Below are 17486 nucleotides of genomic sequence, written 5' to 3' on the forward strand. Positions count from 1 at the left end.
CAAACATCAGGTAATCCGATGACCCCGATCAAAATTCAAGTCCAAAGCATTCTTTTCAATAACGAACCTGCGGATATCAAGCGTGCTCTTGAGGCGATTAATAGGGCAGCGCACATTCTCCGCGGCAAGCGTGATGTCGTCGTTGACGTTGCGTACGGTGATTGTTCCCCGGGGCAGGCTTGCCTGTCCCCGGAAGACGTTCGGCAGATGAGGGCCATGCTTACGTGTGGTGTCTTTCACTACACGTATTTCAACGCTAATCTCGGGTCAGCGGAGGGGCATAACAGACTGGCGGCAGGCGTCAAGGATGGATACCTTCTGATCCAGAACCCCGATGTGATCGGCGAGCCTAGCTATCTGATCCATTTGCTCGAGTCTTTCGACGATCCTGACTGCGGAATGTCCGAAGCTCGCCAGCTGCCGATCGAGCATCCGAAGGACTACGACTCGAAGACAGGGGGCACGTCGTGGGCAACCACGGCTTGTGCGCTGATTCCGGTGGACCTTTTTGTCAGGGTTTCGGGGTTCGACTCGAAGGTGTTTTTCCTGTATTGCGACGATGTCGATTTTTCGTGGCGTGTTCGTCTGGCGGATCGCAAGGTAGTCTTTCAGCCAGCTGCGGTTGTTTTCCACGACAAGCGTCTCAAGAAAGACGGATCCTGGAATCCGTCGAATGCCGAGCGCTATTATTCGATCGAAGCGGCTTTGCTAATGGCGCACAAATATTCTCGTCCGCAACGAGTGGAGGAAATTCTCCAGATGTGCGACCATCTTTCGTCTGATGATGTATTTTCTAAGGCGGCAGCACGTTTTCGCGAATTGCGGCAGGACGGCAAGTTGCCGCAGGCACTCGATCACGAGCATCGTGTTTCCGAGTTTTACGGGGATGACTACGCTCGCCACCGATTTGTTATCTGATCGCGTTCAATATTCGACCGGGACTGAGCATCGGCACAGTCAGTTCGAAGTGTCGGTTGGTCTGTCCTGTGTAGGTTGGGCGACAAGCAGTATTGCTCCGGAATAATGATTCGTCGATCGATGATTGAACCAGTCAAGATGTCCGCGCAAGAAGCGGTCTGGTGTTTGGAATCGCGTCGTTCGCGTAATTTGCGATCACCTTGACACAAGGCGCAGTTTCCCGAGAAGTTTCGCTGCAGCATGCCCTGTACTGTCGAGGGCGGGGCGAGCGGCCAGCGACGTGGTCCGATGGCTTCGTACGATGTATTCCCCTGATTCACTTGCGCAAAATTCTGCACGCGCTTAGTTCGGGCTGCCGATAGTCTTAACCTTATAAAGGTAGTTGCAAATGTTGCTTATTACAGGTGGAGCTGGCTTCATCGGTGGAAACTTTGTTCTCGACTGGCTTGCCGGCTCCGATGAACCTGTCGTCAACCTCGACAAACTGACTTATGCGGGGAATTTGGACACGCTGAAGTCGCTGGACGGCGACCCGCGACACCATTTTGTGCGAGGTGACATCGGTGATCGTGAGCTTGTTTCGAAGTTGCTCTCGGAACACCGGCCGCGTGCGGTCGTCAATTTCGCGGCAGAGTCGCACGTCGACCGATCCATTCATGGTCCCGGCGAATTCATTCAGACGAACGTCGTTGGTACGTTCAATCTTCTCGAATCGGTGCGCGCCTACTGGTCCGATCTCGCGGAAGAAGAGCGCCGCGCATTTCGCTTCCTGCATGTTTCCACCGACGAAGTGTTCGGCACACTTGATGCGAATGATCCACCGTTCGCCGAAACCAACGCATACGAACCGAACAGTCCATATTCAGCGAGCAAGGCTGCGTCGGATCATCTTGTGCGCGCCTGGCACCATACGTACGGGTTGCCGGTGGTGACCACCAATTGCTCGAACAATTATGGTCCGTATCATTTTCCCGAGAAACTGATTCCCCTGATCATCCTGAACGCGCTGGCCCGCAAGCCGTTGCCGATCTATGGCGATGGTCGGCAGATTCGTGATTGGCTCTATGTCCAGGATCACTGCTCGGCGATCCGGACCGTCCTGGCAAATGGCACGCTTGGCGAGACCTATAACGTTGGTGGCTGGAACGAAAAGCCGAACATCGAAGTCGTGCATACGATTTGCGCGATTCTCGATGAATTGCAACCGCGTGGCGACGGCAAGTCGTATGTGGAGCAGATCAGCTTCGTACAGGATCGACCGGGGCATGACCGTCGTTATGCAATCGACGCTCGCAAGCTCGAGCGCGAACTGGGCTGGAAGCCCGCTGAAACCTTTGATACCGGTATCCGCAAGACGGTCGAGTGGTATCTGGCGAATGAGGCCTGGGTGAAGAACGTCACGAGCGGCCAGTACCGTACGTGGATCGAACGGCACTACGGAGAGTGATGATGCCGCGCATCTTGATTACGGGCTCGAACGGGCAGGTTGGCTTCGAATTGCGACGCGCGCTTGCGCCCTTGGGGGAAGTCATCGCGTTGACCCGCAACGATATGGACCTGGGTGATCCTGCGAACATTGTTGCGGCGCTGGATCGTCATCAACCGGACCTGATCGTTAATCCTGCCGCTTACACGGCAGTGGACAAGGCCGAGAGCGAGCCGGAACTGGCCCGGGCCGTCAATGCGGCAGCGCCCGGCTTGATGGCCAAATGGGCGGCGGGACGGGGTTTGCCGCTCGTCCACTACTCGACCGATTATGTATTCGAAGGTACTGGTGAGACGCCATACTGCGAAGACTCACCGGTCAATCCGCAATCGGCTTACGGGGCAACCAAGTGTGATGGCGAAAACGCGGTTCGGCAGGCCTTTGCGAAGCACCTGATTCTTCGAACGAGCTGGGTCGTGGGCGCGCATGGCGGCAATTTTCTAAAGACGATTCTGCGCCTCGCCCGGGAACGGGATCAGCTGCGCATTGTGGCCGATCAGACGGGTGCACCCACGTCGGCCGCTTTGATCGCCGATGTGACGGCACATCTCGTGGCACGTTATTTTGCCGATCGCGAACACTTTGCGTTCGGCACATACCATCTCGCAGCATCCGGGGAAACGAACTGGTTTGAGTATGCGCGTTACGTCGTCGCGCTTGCGGAAGCGCGAGGCATTGCCCTCAAGTTGCGCTCGGTCGATATCGCGCCAATCGCGACGCATGAGTACCCGCTTCCGGCAAAGCGACCCATGAATTCCCGCCTCGATTGCAGCAAATTGACGTCGACGTTCGGAATAACGCTCCCCGATTGGCGAACCGGTGTTGATTGCGTCTTCGATCAATTGCATGACTGATACGGAAGAAGAACAAGTATGAAGCGAAAAGGCATCATCCTCGCAGGCGGGTCGGGTACCCGTCTTTATCCGGCGACGCAAGTAGTCAGCAAGCAACTGCTACCGATTTACGACAAACCGATGATCTACTATCCGTTGAGCACGCTGATGCTGGCGGGGATTCAGGACATTCTGATCATTTCGACGCCTCACGACACGCCACGCTTCGAGCAATTGCTGGGCGACGGATCGCAGTGGGGGATCAGTCTCCAGTACAAGGTGCAGCCCAGCCCGGACGGGCTTGCACAGGCGTTCCTTCTGGGCGAGTCCTTCATCGATGGCGACCCTTCGGCGCTCATTCTTGGCGATAACATCTTCTACGGCCATGATCTCGGTGGTTTGTTGAACGGGGCGGCTGATAGTGCCGCGGGTGCACAGGTTTTCGCGTATCACGTCCAGGATCCGGAGCGTTATGGCGTTGTCGAGTTTGACTCGACCGGTAAAGCAATTAGTATTGAAGAGAAGCCCAAGGTTCCGAAATCGCACTACGCGGTGACCGGGCTCTATTTCTATGACGAGCAGGTAGTGGATTTTGCGAAATCGCTGAAACCGTCGTTGCGCGGAGAGCTGGAGATCACAGATCTCAACGCGCTGTACCTGAAGGATGGCTCACTCAACGTACAGACCATGGGGCGCGGGTTTGCTTGGCTGGATACGGGCACGCACGAATCGATGCTCGAGGCCTCGCACTTCATCGCCACGATGGAACATCGGCAAGGATTGAAGATCGCGTGCGTTGAAGAGATTGCATATCGCTTCGGTTATATCGACGACGAACAGCTCGAACGTCTGGCGCAACCACTCAGTAAAAACGGCTACGGCCGGTACCTGCAGAACATTCTGAAAGAAGGAAAAGCTCGGTGAACGTAATAGCCACTACCATTCCCGACGTAAAGATTTTCGAACCGAAAGTATTCGGTGACACGCGTGGGTTCTTCTTCGAGAGTTTCAACCATCGCGTGTTCGAAGAAGCGGTTGGGCATTCTGTCGAGTTCGTGCAGGACAATCACTCGAAATCCGCGAAGAACGTCGTTCGCGGCCTGCACTACCAAATCGATCACGCACAGGGAAAGCTGGTTCGCGTAGTCGCCGGGGAAGTGTTCGATGTCGCGGTTGACATTCGTCGCGCGTCGCCGACGTTCGGGCAGTGGGTCGGTGTGGTACTGACTGCGGAGAACAAGCGCCAGCTTTGGATTCCGGAAGGTTTTGCGCACGGCTTTGTTGTCATGTCCGAAGCGGCGGAGTTTTTGTATAAGACTACCGATTACTGGTATCCGGACGCAGAACGAGCGATCCGCTGGGACGATCCGACGCTCGCGATCGAATGGCCCATTTCTGGTGAAGCGTTGGTGTCCGGCAAGGATGGAGCGGCGCCGGCTTTCAAGGATGCCGAGTACTTTTGAGCTGCTTCCTGCAAGTCCATGTTTGACTTCAACGCCCTGCGGCTGACATGGGGGATGCCCTTCCTGTTGACGCTGCCCGATGCCGCCTCGAACCTGTCGGCAGATCGACCCGGATCACGGGTGTATTTGATCGACGTCCAGTTGCTGCCGGGTTGGTACATGATCGAGCTTTGCGTGAGCGGTCATGCGGCGCAGCTGCGCGCTCGGTTGCGGTTGCGGCTTCGAGATGAGGCATCGCATGCCACGCTCATGATGGGCCTCAGCGCACGGCAAGTGAGCAAGCGGCTTGTTCATCTCCCGACGCGCGGAAAGATCGAAATCGAGATAGATTGCGATGATCAGTCGGTCGATCGAATCGACGCGTTCCGTCTTGTCAGGGTCACGACGCGATTTGCGTACTCGCGCATCATGACCAAGCTCGGTGCGCTGCACCCCAGGTACAAACCCAGCGACGACAATTGCGACTTGGCTGAAGTCGGCCACAGTCGCGTTGACCTGGCGCAAGCATGGCGCGATTACTGCTGTCTGTTCGACGAGTCGGAACCCCTGATCGGATACCCGGACTGGGTTCGTCGCTTCGATGCGCCGAGCCCCGATACGTACCGCGTGATGTTGGACAACTTGCGCTACTTCGCTGGCGGCCCGCTGTTCGCGATCGGCATGGAGGTGTCGGGTGCAGCGTCGCCTCACTGGGAAACGGCAATCCGCTCGATCGCCGCGCAGATTTACCCGCACTGGCAACTTCTGATCGTAGATCGGCGTTCTGACTCCGATCGCACGGCACTGATTCCCCAAGACTTGAGTGCCGATACGCGTATCCGCGTCATTATGGACCACTCTCCAGCCGAAGCGCATTCGGCGCTCGATCAAGCGCTTGCCGAAAGCGGTCGTTGGGTCATGTTCGTCGGACAGCATGATGTGCTTCCTCGACATGGCCTTTACGTCGTGGCCGATGCGATTGCCCGGCACCCCGATGTCGACCTGATTTACGCGGACGAAGACAGTATCGACATCGATGGCGTTCGCCACAGCCCGCGCTTCAAGAGCGATTGGAACGAGGATCTGATGCTCTCGTCGGATCTGTTTACCGGTCTCGGTGCTTACCGGTCGGAAGTTTTCGCCTCATCCGGTGGACGGGACCATCGCCATGGGGCTGCGTCACGCTACGATATGACGCTTCGCTGTCTCACGCATACCAGTCGCGACAGGATCCGGCATATTCCGCGCGTGCTCTATCACGTACGAGCCCAAACCGAAGCTATTCAAGACCCGGATGAGCGACCCGATGCGCGTGAAGCAGGTCGGATGGCGGTCGTGCGTCACCTGTCGCGGGCGGGTATTCGAGCGATGGTCTCGACCACTGAGCATGGACGTCACATACGGTATCCGTTGCCGGAACGGGCCCCGCTAGTCTCGCTCGTCATTCCTACGCGCAACGGGTTTGCGTTGCTCAGTCGTTGCGTCGACTCGATTATCAAAAAGACGCGCTATCGTGCCTTCGAAATCATCATTGTCGACAATGGGTCCGACGATCCGGAAACGCTCGGCTACATGGAGCGGCTTGCGATCGATCACGGTGTATGCATCCTTCGGGACGATCGTCCGTTCAATTACTCCGCGCTCAACAACCGCGCGGTCGAATTGGCGCGGGGAGAGTTCGTCGCACTCGTCAACAACGACGTGGAAATCATCGACGGTGACTGGCTCGACGAAGTGATGGGGCATGCGTTGCGTCCGGAAGTCGGCGTTGTCGGTGTCAAATTGCTGTTTTCGAACGGAACCGTTCAGCATGCAGGCGTCATCGTCGGGCTCAGCGGCTGTGCCGATCACCTGCATCGCGGGCTGGGACGCAACGAGCCGGGCTACTTGGCGCGCGCGGTAACCACACAGTCCTTGTCTGCCGTAACCGGTGCATGCCTCGTCGTCAGGCGATCCCTGTATCGGCAGTTGGGTGGGTTGAATGAACGTGATCTCGCCGTCGCGTTCAACGACGTTGACTTCTGCCTTCGCGTCCGGCAAGCGGGCTATACCGTGGTCTGGACGCCACACGTCGTGTTGTATCACCACGAATCAGCCACGCGCGGCCGCGACGATACCGAGGAGAAGATGGCTCGTGCCACTCGAGAGATCGAGTACATGCGTGACCACTGGCATGACCTGATCGCAAATGATCCGGCTTATAACCCGAACCTGTCCCTCGATCGATTCGATTGTCAACTCGCGTGGCCACCGCGTGTAGCGTCTCTCAGGCGTCTCGCGCTTCATGCGCCCGGAGCGTCGACATCCTGAGGGCATCGAGTGCAGATCACTGGCAAGCGACTGTGAACTGATTCAACTGATCGTCGGCGGCTCGTGCAAGCGCGGACAGGGAACGATTGCATGACAGGGCGTGTACGCTAGCGAGTGGCGCCTCCAAGTGTACCTTGGCTCCGCTGTTCGGGGCGACGGCCCCCGAGTTTTTACCCGCAGCCTGTTTGAGCGGGTCGTCTTGCGCCCTCGTAAAAAAACTCCTCTGTAGGTTGGGCCGGTTTCTTGTGTTGGCTTGTCATGCCATCGATCCGGAGTCATCCATTTTTGATCCATATGAAAGATTTTTTCCTGTCGATAGTTCGTCGAACCATTCGATTCAAGGTCATTCCGATCAGGGATTTGGTTTTGCAGGGGGAGGCGTCAGCCGACTGGACGTCGATTGGAGACGATCCTGTTTTTGACCTTGAGCCGGAGGACGAGGGTAAGTCCATTCCGCTCGGCTGGGTCTATGTTGAGTCCAGGCTGATTCGACGTGGTGCGAACCTAGTGGCTCGGCTTTACGTCGATACCGGATCGGGGTTTTCAGATGCTGAATCCTTTGTCATTCCTGCGGCCCGCTCGGGAAATATCAAGCAGATCATCAAAATTCCACACAATACACGCCGTTTGCGTCTGTCGCCAATGCGGAGTGAGGGGGCGGTTAGGCTGGAATCTCTGCGGATAACAGAGATATCGTGTGTGGAAAGAGTTGCCAGAATGGCCGAGTGGACCGTTGGAGACATTATAAAATTCAAGAATACCGATCGCGCGAAAAAATACAATATAACCTGGGGGCGCCTGTTGACTGATCTGAATGGGGCGTATGCCGATTGCGCAAAACTGCGTTTTCATTCAGCTCCGCTGGATTACAGCTCATACGTGGAAAAATTCGATACACTGCATCCGTCAGATATTGAATCGATTCGGCGACATATGAATTCGTTTGTGCGGCGACCATTGATTTCCATTCTGGTTCCGGTGCGCGAGACATCCGTGCGATATCTGGAGTTGACCGTCCAGTCGGTATTGGCGCAGATTTATGAGAACTGGGAGCTGTGCATTGCTGTAGATAGCACAGTTGCATTAGAAGTCGCTTCATATTTGAGATCTGTTTCGGAAAGAGATAGTCGGATAAAAGTTGCCTTTCTGAATTCGGGGGGATATGTGTCGGCTAAGGCGAAGGGCGCTCTGGAACTGGCGACTGGAGAATTTGCTGCGACTCTTGGCCAGAATGATGTTCTTTCGCCTCATTCGTTATATCTCATTGCCCTGCAGGTCAATGAGATTGACGATCTTAATATAATTTATTCCGATAGCGATGAAATGGATGAGTCCGGAATTCGAGGTAACGCGTTTTTCAAGAGTTCATGGAACCCGGATTTGTTCTTTTCGTGCGACATGATATCTCGTTCGGTTGTCTATAGGACATCACTCGTGCGTGAGGTAGGTGGATTCCGGGTTGAGTATGAGGGTGGGCACGATCGTGATTTGACACTAAGGTGTGTGAAAAGAAGCATGCCATTTCAGATTCGCCATATTCCGCGTGTGCTCTATCATTTCCGTCGACTCGGGGAGTGCGGCTCGACCGACCCGGATGAGGAAAATAATGCGTGTAACGCCAAGGAACGAGCGCTTTCTGAATTTTTCAAAGATCGGCCTGGGGTGAGTATTTCGCGGGGCGAACTGACTGGAACTTTTCGGGTGCGGTATCCTATAACCACTCCCACCCCCAAGGTCTCTATCATCATACCGACCCGAGATGGTGGTCCACTTCTGAAAAAATGCATCCTCAGCATATTCGATGGAACTGTCTATGAGAACCTGGAAATCGTTGTCGTAGACAATCAAAGCAAGGATCGAGATACGGTCGATTTTCTGAAATCGTTGTCGCTGAAAGATAATGTCACCGTATTGAGGTATGATTTTCCGTTTAATTATTCGTCGATCAATAATTTCGCAGAAAAAAATGCGTCTGGTGATGTGCTGTGCTTTCTCAACGACGATGTGGAGGCAATCGAGCCAGATTGGCTGAGGGAGATGGTTTCGCACGCGTTACGCCCGGATATTGGCGCTGTGGGGGCAAAGCTTCTGTACGCCGACGGGTTCGTCCAGCATGCAGGCGTAGTGATGGGGATCGGCGGCTTCGCGAGCCATGCGCATCGACTATATCCATCGACGCACCCGGGATATGCAGGAAGAGCCGCTCTTGTACAAAATTTTTCGGCGGTCACGGGAGCATGCCTGGTCATGCGTCGGGAAGTATTTCGCGCGGTCGGTGGTTTTGATGAAGAAAATCTTCCGGTTGCATTTAATGACGTGGATTTGTGCCTCCGCGTACGAGAGGCGGGTTACAGGGTCGTGTGGACACCATACGCAGTCCTGCATCACTTCGAATCCTACAGTAGGGGGGACGATCAGATGTCTGCCGAGAAGCGTGCCAGATTCAATAAAGAGAAGAGGTTCATGCTTACCCGGTGGAATACCGACCAATTGAATGATCCGTATTACAATCAGAATTTAACGCTCGATAGAGAGGATTTTGCTATTGCCGATTTTCCGAGGATGTATGTTCCATGGCGTGAACGGACGGTATGAATCGTTTTAACTCTATCGCGCTTTCTGTTTGGAGGCGGCTTCGTGGATGATGCAGTTATTTTGGGTTGCACTGCTCTGTGACCTCTCCGAATTGTATCGGGGTGGTCGAATAGAGGAATGGAAGGAATGATCATGGATGAAAAAAAGCGCCTGTTGCCGGGTACTCCACTGATTGAATCGCCAATTTTTGATATTGAAGTCGCACATGCAAAGTTGACGCCTGCGGAGTATGAGATCGCAGTCGCGCTAAACCGTGACGGCTACGTGGTGATCGATTTTCCGGATCCCGAACTCGATTCACGAATTACACGCATCCGGGATCATTTGGCGCCGCTGTTCGCCGACACGGGTTCCGGCGACGATGGCGTGTATTATGGCGCGGGGCGTATTCAGGACGCGTGGATCAACGACCCTGATGTCAAGGCGATCGCTACTAACCGCAATGTGCTGGATTTGCTTGAGCGCTTGTATGGCCGAACTGCGTTTCCATTTCAGACGCTCAATTTCAGGGTCGGCACGCAACAAAAATTGCATACCGATGCAGTCCATTTCTCATCGATTCCACCGCGTTTCATGTGTGGGGTATGGGTCGCTCTGGAAGATATCTCGCCGGAAGCAGGGCCACTTCATCTGGTTCCTGGATCGCACAATTGGCCGATGATCGATAACGCAATGGCCGGTCGACGTGGGTTTGCGACGTCCAGCGAATCGGCGCAATTGCCTTATCAGGAATTCTGGGATGCGATGGTGGAAGCCAAGGATGCCGAAATCAGGACTTTCAAGGCGAGGAAAGGGCAAGCGTTGATATGGTGTGCCAATCTGCTCCATGGCGGGAGCCCGCAAATCAATCCTGCGTTATCTCGTTGGTCGCAGGTGACGCACTATTTCTTTGATGATTGCGTTTACTATACGCCTGCGTTTTCCGATGAATATCTGGGGCGGCTGCAACTTCGCGATCTGGTTAGCATCGTCGATGGCACGCGAAAACAAAATTCTTATCTGGGTGAAGAGGTCGTCGCTCCGGCTTCGGGTGCACGCAAGTCGCAAACCTTGACGGGTAGATTGCGCAAATGGATCCGCTCGTCTTGAACCCATTCGTCTGATCGCGTAGTTGGAAACTTACTCATAATCCGCGAAAGCCACCAATTTTCTCGACGGCGCGCATTCCTGAAGGTACTCGCACAAGGGGGAGAATGCGTTGCGTTGATGAGGTGCTGTACGTTGTGCTGTTGAGATTCCCAGCACGGGGGGATGTTGGATTTCAGACGGGGGTGATCTATTGCTGGCGCCCGATTGCAGCGTTGCCTTTCTCGGCAGCGCACGGTCGGGCGAGCGAACAGGTGGTCCTCAGGTATGTCTCGCTCCTACCGATGCATTGTCCGCGCGTACTTACCAACCGAAATACTTTCGTTCACGCTGAGGAGCTTGCTTTGCACATTTTTCGGCTCGTGTGCCGACATCCACGCATCGGGGAACACCGTGGCTCTCGCTCTTGCGTTGCTGTGTAGGTCGAGCGCAAGCAAGCACATCTGATATAGCCCCACCGCCGTCTCGCCCGCCTCTCTCCGGCCTGGGGCAGGTCTACCCATAGTTCCATCCATGTCCTCGCACGCTTGATCGGCGAGCATCGCCCTTGTCGATGTCGAAAAATTCGATCTACATTTGGCCGGGTGCGTTGAAGTGCACGTTGTTTACGCACAAAGGCGAGCGTGAAGCGTTGATTCTGAACAATTCTGGCGGTCGTCGCCGGACGAGGCTTTGCATCTCAAAGGACGTTGCTGCAATCGCCAGAATCAAGCATATTTGCGCGGCAATCCTGCAAATTCCGACGAGGCGTGGATGGGTCAGAAGGCTTCAGTGCGCGAGGAAAATTTGTCCCGGTATCCGCTGCTAGAGCAGATCATTCTGAAGCACCTACCGGTGCGTCTAGCCGATGCGATCGACTGGCACCGGTCGAGCGCTGCGATGGAGGATAGCTTCGTGTCCAGGCGTGATCGCTCGACCACCTCGCCGCGCCTCATCGCCGAACTGCTGTACCGGCAGGTGTTCACGAGCGAGACGAACCTGCAGAGCGAGTCGCTGATCGGCCAGCGAATGCTGACTCGCTGGCGCAAGCGCGTGGGAGACGCCGGCATGGAAGAATTAAATGGCCGCGCCAAGCGAATTCTGTCGCGGAAGCCGAAGACTAAACACAAACTCTATGCACGGTACACATCGGAAGTCGAGTGTCTGGCCAAGGGAAGCGCGTGCAAGCCGTACGAGTTCGGTGTACAGGTGTCGATCGCGACCACATACGAGAAAGCGCAGGTGGCGAGTGTGCGCTCGATGCCGAGAAATCCGTACGATGGGCGCACGCTGGAAGAGGCGTTGGAGCGGGCAGCAGCCCTGGGCGAAGTGAAGCCGGTGGTAGATCGAGGGTACAGGGGCTTGACGCTCCGCCGTGGCGACGATTTCCCACTCGTGTTTGAGGCGCGAGATCACACGGACATTGAGAGCGATGATCAAGCGGCGCAGCGCGATGGAGTCAGCAATCGGCCATATGACGGCGACAAGCAACCTCGGGTGCAACTGGTTCAGGGGCCAAGCTTTGGCGATGCGTTGAACGAGGCGCTGTGCGGTGCGGGGTGCTGCAACGTGCGGATGATTCTGAGGAGGCTGCGGTTTCTTTACGCTCAATTCTGGCTGCCGTCATGGGCGAAAATCCAGCAGGGTGTAACGCCGTCGGCGAGCAAAAGGAGTTGTTTAGAACTGACTGCCTACGTCTAACGCAGTTGTGCAGTCGAAGGTGTCGGAATATCCAATTGCAAGGCTCTTGTTATAAACGAGGGATTGTCAGAGGTAGGTTAGAGGAAGATCGCATGATATGATAATAAGCTACTTTGTGCATATCGCCATATCTGTGTTTGTATAGACACTCGAGTGAAGAGAGTATATTTATATGAAGCAATTTGCTAACGTGGATTTCAAGCATGATGGTACGGCATTTCGCTGCCCAACCGATCTATCGATATCGAGCGGATCCCTTCAGCGGGTTTTGGTTATTGGTCAATGTACTGCTGATCACATTCGTGGTTTTCTGCTGGAGAGCGGCATACATTGTGATTTTGTTCATATACAGTCCTTGATGGACCCACTGTTTCAGCCGCCGCAGCCGATCGAAACCTACGATTTGCAAATTGTCTTTCTGCCGATGGATAGAATAATCCCAGATTATACCTATTTTCCTCTTTCGTACGCAGACATTGATGCAGAAGAAAAAAGGTTCGCTAACGCAGAGAAGACGACGCTTGATCTTCTTGATATTGCCACGCGCTGGTTAAAAAGTCACAAAATTCTTACCTTTATTGGTAACTTTCTTGTGCCTCAGCAGAATCCAGTTGGGAAGTTGCTGCCTCGGTATGATTTGCGGAATCCATGCTACTTCATGGAGAAAATTAATGAGAGCCTTTCTCGTCGAGTTGACGATATGGATAACGCATTTGTCATTGACATGGATGGCGTGTCTTCGACATTCGGTAAAAAATATCTAAATGATGATTCAATTTGGTCATTGAGTCATGGTGGTTTTATTCAGAACATTGAATACGAACATTACGAGTCAAATCGGCAAGATAGCCAAAAGCGTTTAGAGGATCTTGGCCCGGTAACCGAGTATTACTCGGTAAGAACAGATGACGGATACCGCGCTTTGCGTGACGAAATCCTGTCGATGTATCGTATCGTTCGTCAGGTTGATGCGGTGAAAATTGTTATTATTGATCTTGACGACACGGCGTGGCGGGGGATCGCAGCAGAGGAAGACAATTCTCGTGATTTTATGACGATTGGATGGCCTCTCGGATTTGTCGAAGCGCTCATGTTACTCAAGCGCCGCGGTATTCTGTTGGCGATCATCAGTAAGAATGAGCACGAGAATGCTGTCGGTGCGTGGGAGCGGAACTATGGGAATGTATTCCCAATCAGTAACTTCGTATCGGTCAAGGCAAACTGGCTCCCCAAGCACGAAAATATGCGTCAAATTCTTCAAGAGACGAACCTGCTCGCGCAGAATGCCATCTATATCGATGATAATCCTGCCGAGCGCGACATTATTAAGTCGATGTTTCCCGATATCAGAGTTATAGGATCAAATCCTTATTACACTCGCCGCATCTTGCTGTGGTCATCCGAAACGCAGGTGCCATTTATTTCTGGGGAATCTTCATCCCGAACTGAATCGATAAAGAGCGTCATTCAGCGTGAGAATGATAGATTGTCAATGGATCACGATGAATTTCTTCAGTCTCTAAATATTAAGATTCGATACAATGTTGTTGTGGATTCGTCTGATAAATATTTCAAACGATGCCTTGAGTTGATAAATAAAACGAATCAATTCAATACGACTGGAAGGCGCTGGACTGTAGAAGAGGTGAATTCTGAAATAAATGATGGTCTGAAGATTTATGCATTTGATGTTGATGACCGATTTACTCAGTATGGCATTGTTTGTGTGGCCCTCGTTAAAGAAAACGTCGTCCTCCAGTTCGTGATGAGCTGCCGGGTTATTGGTCTCGGGGTTGAGATGGCTGCGCTCGGCGTTATCATGAACTCCATACAAGCGGAAGGACTGAACTCTGCCCTGGGGATCTCACAGGAAACAGAAAAAAATATTCTATCTCGCGATTTGTATGCGCGAGCAGGGTTTCAGGCAGCGGACCAAGGTATTTGGAACTGCGACCTGAATGTTGAATTAGCTCTTCCGAAGCACATGCAGCTTGATATGAGCTGTTAATTGGTGCAGGTCAGGGGGAGTCACGCTCCTTCTGACTCTCTCCGGCTATCACCTCTCACCAGAATGAGAGATCCAGTGTTACATCGGCCGGGGGGTAACCCTGGTCGCATCCCCCAAGGTCAGTTCACGGACTACATCAACAAGGCAGTATTCCCCGTTGCAAGCCTCAGCCCCACCTTCTGCCTGCGCTAATGCCATGCTCAAGGAAATGCAGTCGGTGGTTGGGATGCCGCTGATCTAGTACGCGGTTGGAGAAGACCTCGCCGCAGGCATCACCGAGCTGAAACGGTCAGTCATGCCGACGCCGGTCTCGGGCATCGCTCGGCTCGCATACCCACATTCGCGTCCAGTAATGCCCATTGGCGCTTGCTCGATTGGGCGGCATCTAGTAACCCCGTACTGGTCTTGGGAGTGCAGGACGCCCTGCGTCCAAATCCAATCTCTCGCACCATTGGACGTTAGTCCAGTGGTGTCTTGCAGGCGCACGTGACTAGCCTCGGCACCATCATCTCGAGGCAACGCCGACATGTCTTGGCTGATCAGTTATTCGTCGCTGACGCCGTCGCTCGTGTGTTCAGCAGTGCGCAGCCAAGGTCAAGTGGCGCGCATTTTGTCTTTGCCCAGCGGTCAGTTTTCAGGGGCAAGGTGTTCGCAAAAAATAGAACAAGCACAATCCACTAAGAGTTCGCCCACGCGGCGCCGTGTAATTGAAGGTAATAAAGGAGCGTTTCCTTGATCAACGCAGCGCGGGCTGAGATGTGTATAAGTTGGCGAGTTCGGCAGGATCGACCGTGAAATTCGCCACACTCAACTTGCCCTCGAGCCAGTCGGGGTATGTCAAGGGAGGAGGGAGTGTGTTGCTTTGTGGCCAATTTGCAACAAACGGGAAGATCTTTGCTCCGGGTTATTTCCTATTCGTCAAGAAACGTCTACTTCCTGTGTCAATATGTATGGATTGTAAAGTTTTCTGTATGGAAGGCATAAGCCTGTAGAAAGCCCGCCGGGTCGGACGATTGAGGGCGCTGCAGCGGCTGAACAGGGACGAGCATGCAGCCCGCTGCTCCAGTCGGTGCGATGGTGATAATTACGAAATCATGAGCATTAGCGAAATTTTTCAAGTAATCAGGACGGACATCACGGAGGGCGAGCGGGCGCCAGTCTCGGTCCTGCAAAAGCCTAAAATACTGAGCATCGGGGGATGCGTTACCGAAATTCTTGCTGGGAGAATGAATCGATTGGCAGATGTCACGCATCTGTGGCGTGTAAGTGTGCCATGTCTGATGTCCAAGAAAGTAGATGGTCGTACCTACTTTGAATCGCATGACAATCAATTGTCGGATCGGATAAATTTCGAGTTGACAAAGCAGGCGCGGCGTAAACTAAAAGCGGGCGGTTATGCTTTTTTACTTTTTGATCCGACAAGTGATTTTACCAATGATTATTATGAAAAAGATGGATGTATTATTTCTGATATGGAGTCGGCGATGTTGGCGCCGAATTGGAGGTGGCCGGATGGATTTATAGAAAATGGATGGACCAGGATTTCCCCGCGAAGTCATCATTATTTGGAGATTTATTATCACTACCTGAGGGAATTAATTAATTTGTCTGAGGAGATTGGCGTTCCGCTTGTTGCTATGAAAAGACGGGCGTGCGCTAACAAGATAACTCATGACGGGGTGGTGGGGTTGGGTGATTCTGATTCGCCAGAAATAAATTGGTGGGTCGACCTGCTTTGGGCGAAGATTGATGGCCTGTTGGGGAAGGTGAATGTTCTTGATTTAAATAGTCGTTTTTCTATTACATCTTTTGATGCGCCGTACGGTGAGGCGAAATTCCATCCGATCGAAGAATTTTATGATTATGCCTCGTACAAGTTAATGGGGTTGATGAGATTCAGTGACGATCTGATATCGGAAGTCACGTTTAATGTCTACCGGGAAAGAGCAAGTCGTCGTCTGGCCATTCATTCTGAGCGAGACGGATTGATTCACGAACGAAATGGGTTGGCTCAAGAGCGAGAGAGTCTAATTCACGAGCGAGACGGGTTGGCGCAAGAACGAGAAGGCCTGATTCATGAGCGAGACAGGCTGGTTCATGAGCGAGATGAATTGGCTCAAGAGCGAGAGAGCCTGATTTGCGAGCGAGACCGGCTGGCTTGCGAGAGAGAGGCGCTAATTCAAGAGCGGAATAGCTTGATGCAGGATCGAGATAGCCTTCGTTTATCTTTTGATAACTTTGCGGCGGAGCAAGAATGCAAACAGGCTCGTGAGATCGAGAGAGTACACATCGCAAACGAGTGCCATAGGCAGGAATTGGCGGCGATCTCAGAAGCTCGGGAAACGGCTCTTGCCGAAAACGCTGCCAGCCTACTAGCGCTAAGAAATTTGCAGGAAGGTTATCGGGATCTGTCGCATAGACATGAGGAACTGAGTGCTCAACAGAGCCGCCTCTTTAACGAGTTGCGTTTGGAGGGGGGGCCAATGGCTTTGCGCGACGTGCTTCCGCTGGCAAGGGCATGGCGGCCGATAATCAGGAGAATCGGGAGGGTCAAGCGATTCTTCCGCCGATCGATTGCGGGGCAGGCAACGGATCGAGGCGGACTCCATGGAAAGTAAGGTGTTAAAAGAAATGCGCGATGCCGTTGCCGGCTGGGTACAGATGATGTACGCGCGCGCTTCGTTGGAAGTGGTGCTCACAACCGGTGAGAAGTCGCGGATTTGACGACGGAGGCTGCGGCGAATGGTGGGCGCATGAAGCTATGCCCGCCCAGCTTCAACGGATAACCTCATGACGTGTTGAATTGTGTTTCGGAGTGAATGAGTTGTGATGGCGGGGCGCACTTCTGCGCGCCGTGGTCTCCCAAATTTGGGCTTGGATCGATGGAACATGGCCGATGACGTCTTGAGGCATGCTGGATTCGCCAGAACGTGACGGCTGCAGGTGCAGGGCCCCGGGACTTGTGAAACGGTGAAGCGGGTATGACAGTGCGATTGGCGTAGATGCTGGCCGACGCCGAGCGGGCTCATCCGCAAGAATGTGACGCACGTACGAAATCGTTTTTGACGGGCGAGAGATGTCGTTTTTTTGACGACGACAGATATTTCTCGTTTGTAATGCAATGCGGT

The 17486-nt window shown here is 53.6% G+C and carries 10 protein-coding genes and 1 pseudogene; all 11 read left to right on the forward strand.

The window, feature by feature from the left end; translation table 11 throughout:
- Nucleotides 1-18: 18 nt before the first annotated feature.
- A complete protein-coding gene (locus tag G3N98_RS15195; RefSeq protein ID WP_241025924.1) occupies nucleotides 19-918 on the forward strand; it encodes a glycosyltransferase family 2 protein in 900 nt (299 codons plus the stop codon).
- A gap of 388 nt (nucleotides 919-1306) precedes the next feature.
- Complete coding sequence (rfbB, locus tag G3N98_RS15200) at nucleotides 1307-2365, forward strand: dTDP-glucose 4,6-dehydratase (protein WP_206148587.1); 1059 nt, start codon at nucleotides 1307-1309, stop codon at nucleotides 2363-2365.
- Nucleotides 2366-2367: 2 nt separating this feature from the next.
- Nucleotides 2368-3258 (forward strand): dTDP-4-dehydrorhamnose reductase, encoded by an 891-nt coding sequence (gene rfbD, locus G3N98_RS15205; RefSeq protein ID WP_241025925.1) that lies wholly within the window; start codon nucleotides 2368-2370, stop codon nucleotides 3256-3258.
- Between the two features lie 18 nt (nucleotides 3259-3276).
- Nucleotides 3277-4161 (forward strand): glucose-1-phosphate thymidylyltransferase RfbA, encoded by an 885-nt coding sequence (gene rfbA, locus G3N98_RS15210; RefSeq protein ID WP_206148589.1) that lies wholly within the window; start codon nucleotides 3277-3279, stop codon nucleotides 4159-4161.
- Nucleotides 4158-4700, forward strand: coding sequence for a dTDP-4-dehydrorhamnose 3,5-epimerase (gene rfbC, locus G3N98_RS15215; RefSeq protein ID WP_206148590.1), 543 nt, complete (start codon nucleotides 4158-4160; stop codon nucleotides 4698-4700). The genes rfbA and rfbC overlap by 4 nt, the downstream gene beginning before the upstream one ends.
- A gap of 18 nt (nucleotides 4701-4718) precedes the next feature.
- Nucleotides 4719-6989, forward strand: a complete 2271-nt coding sequence (locus tag G3N98_RS15220; protein ID WP_206148591.1) for a glycosyltransferase family 2 protein — start codon at nucleotides 4719-4721, stop codon at nucleotides 6987-6989.
- A gap of 294 nt (nucleotides 6990-7283) precedes the next feature.
- Nucleotides 7284-9584 carry a glycosyltransferase family 2 protein gene (locus G3N98_RS15225; protein WP_241025930.1) on the forward strand — a complete coding sequence of 767 codons (2301 nt, stop codon included), beginning with the start codon at nucleotides 7284-7286 and terminating at the stop codon, nucleotides 9582-9584.
- 132 nt (nucleotides 9585-9716) lie between these two features.
- Complete coding sequence (locus G3N98_RS15230) at nucleotides 9717-10673, forward strand: phytanoyl-CoA dioxygenase family protein (protein WP_206148593.1); 957 nt, start codon at nucleotides 9717-9719, stop codon at nucleotides 10671-10673.
- 750 nt (nucleotides 10674-11423) lie between these two features.
- Nucleotides 11424-12350 (forward strand): annotated as a pseudogene (locus G3N98_RS15235) (hypothetical protein).
- 190 nt (nucleotides 12351-12540) lie between these two features.
- The gene (locus G3N98_RS40340; protein ID WP_206148594.1) at nucleotides 12541-14358 is read left to right on the forward strand and encodes an HAD-IIIC family phosphatase; all 1818 of its coding nucleotides are present in this window, start codon (nucleotides 12541-12543) and stop codon (nucleotides 14356-14358) included.
- A gap of 1094 nt (nucleotides 14359-15452) precedes the next feature.
- Nucleotides 15453-16976: a hypothetical protein gene (locus G3N98_RS15245; protein ID WP_241025926.1), complete on the forward strand. Its 1524-nt coding sequence runs from the start codon at nucleotides 15453-15455 to the stop codon at nucleotides 16974-16976.
- Nucleotides 16977-17486: the final 510 nt, after the last annotated feature.

The sequence above is a fragment of the Burkholderia sp. Tr-20390 genome, assembly GCF_017104595.1.
Lineage (GTDB): Bacteria > Pseudomonadota > Gammaproteobacteria > Burkholderiales > Burkholderiaceae > Burkholderia.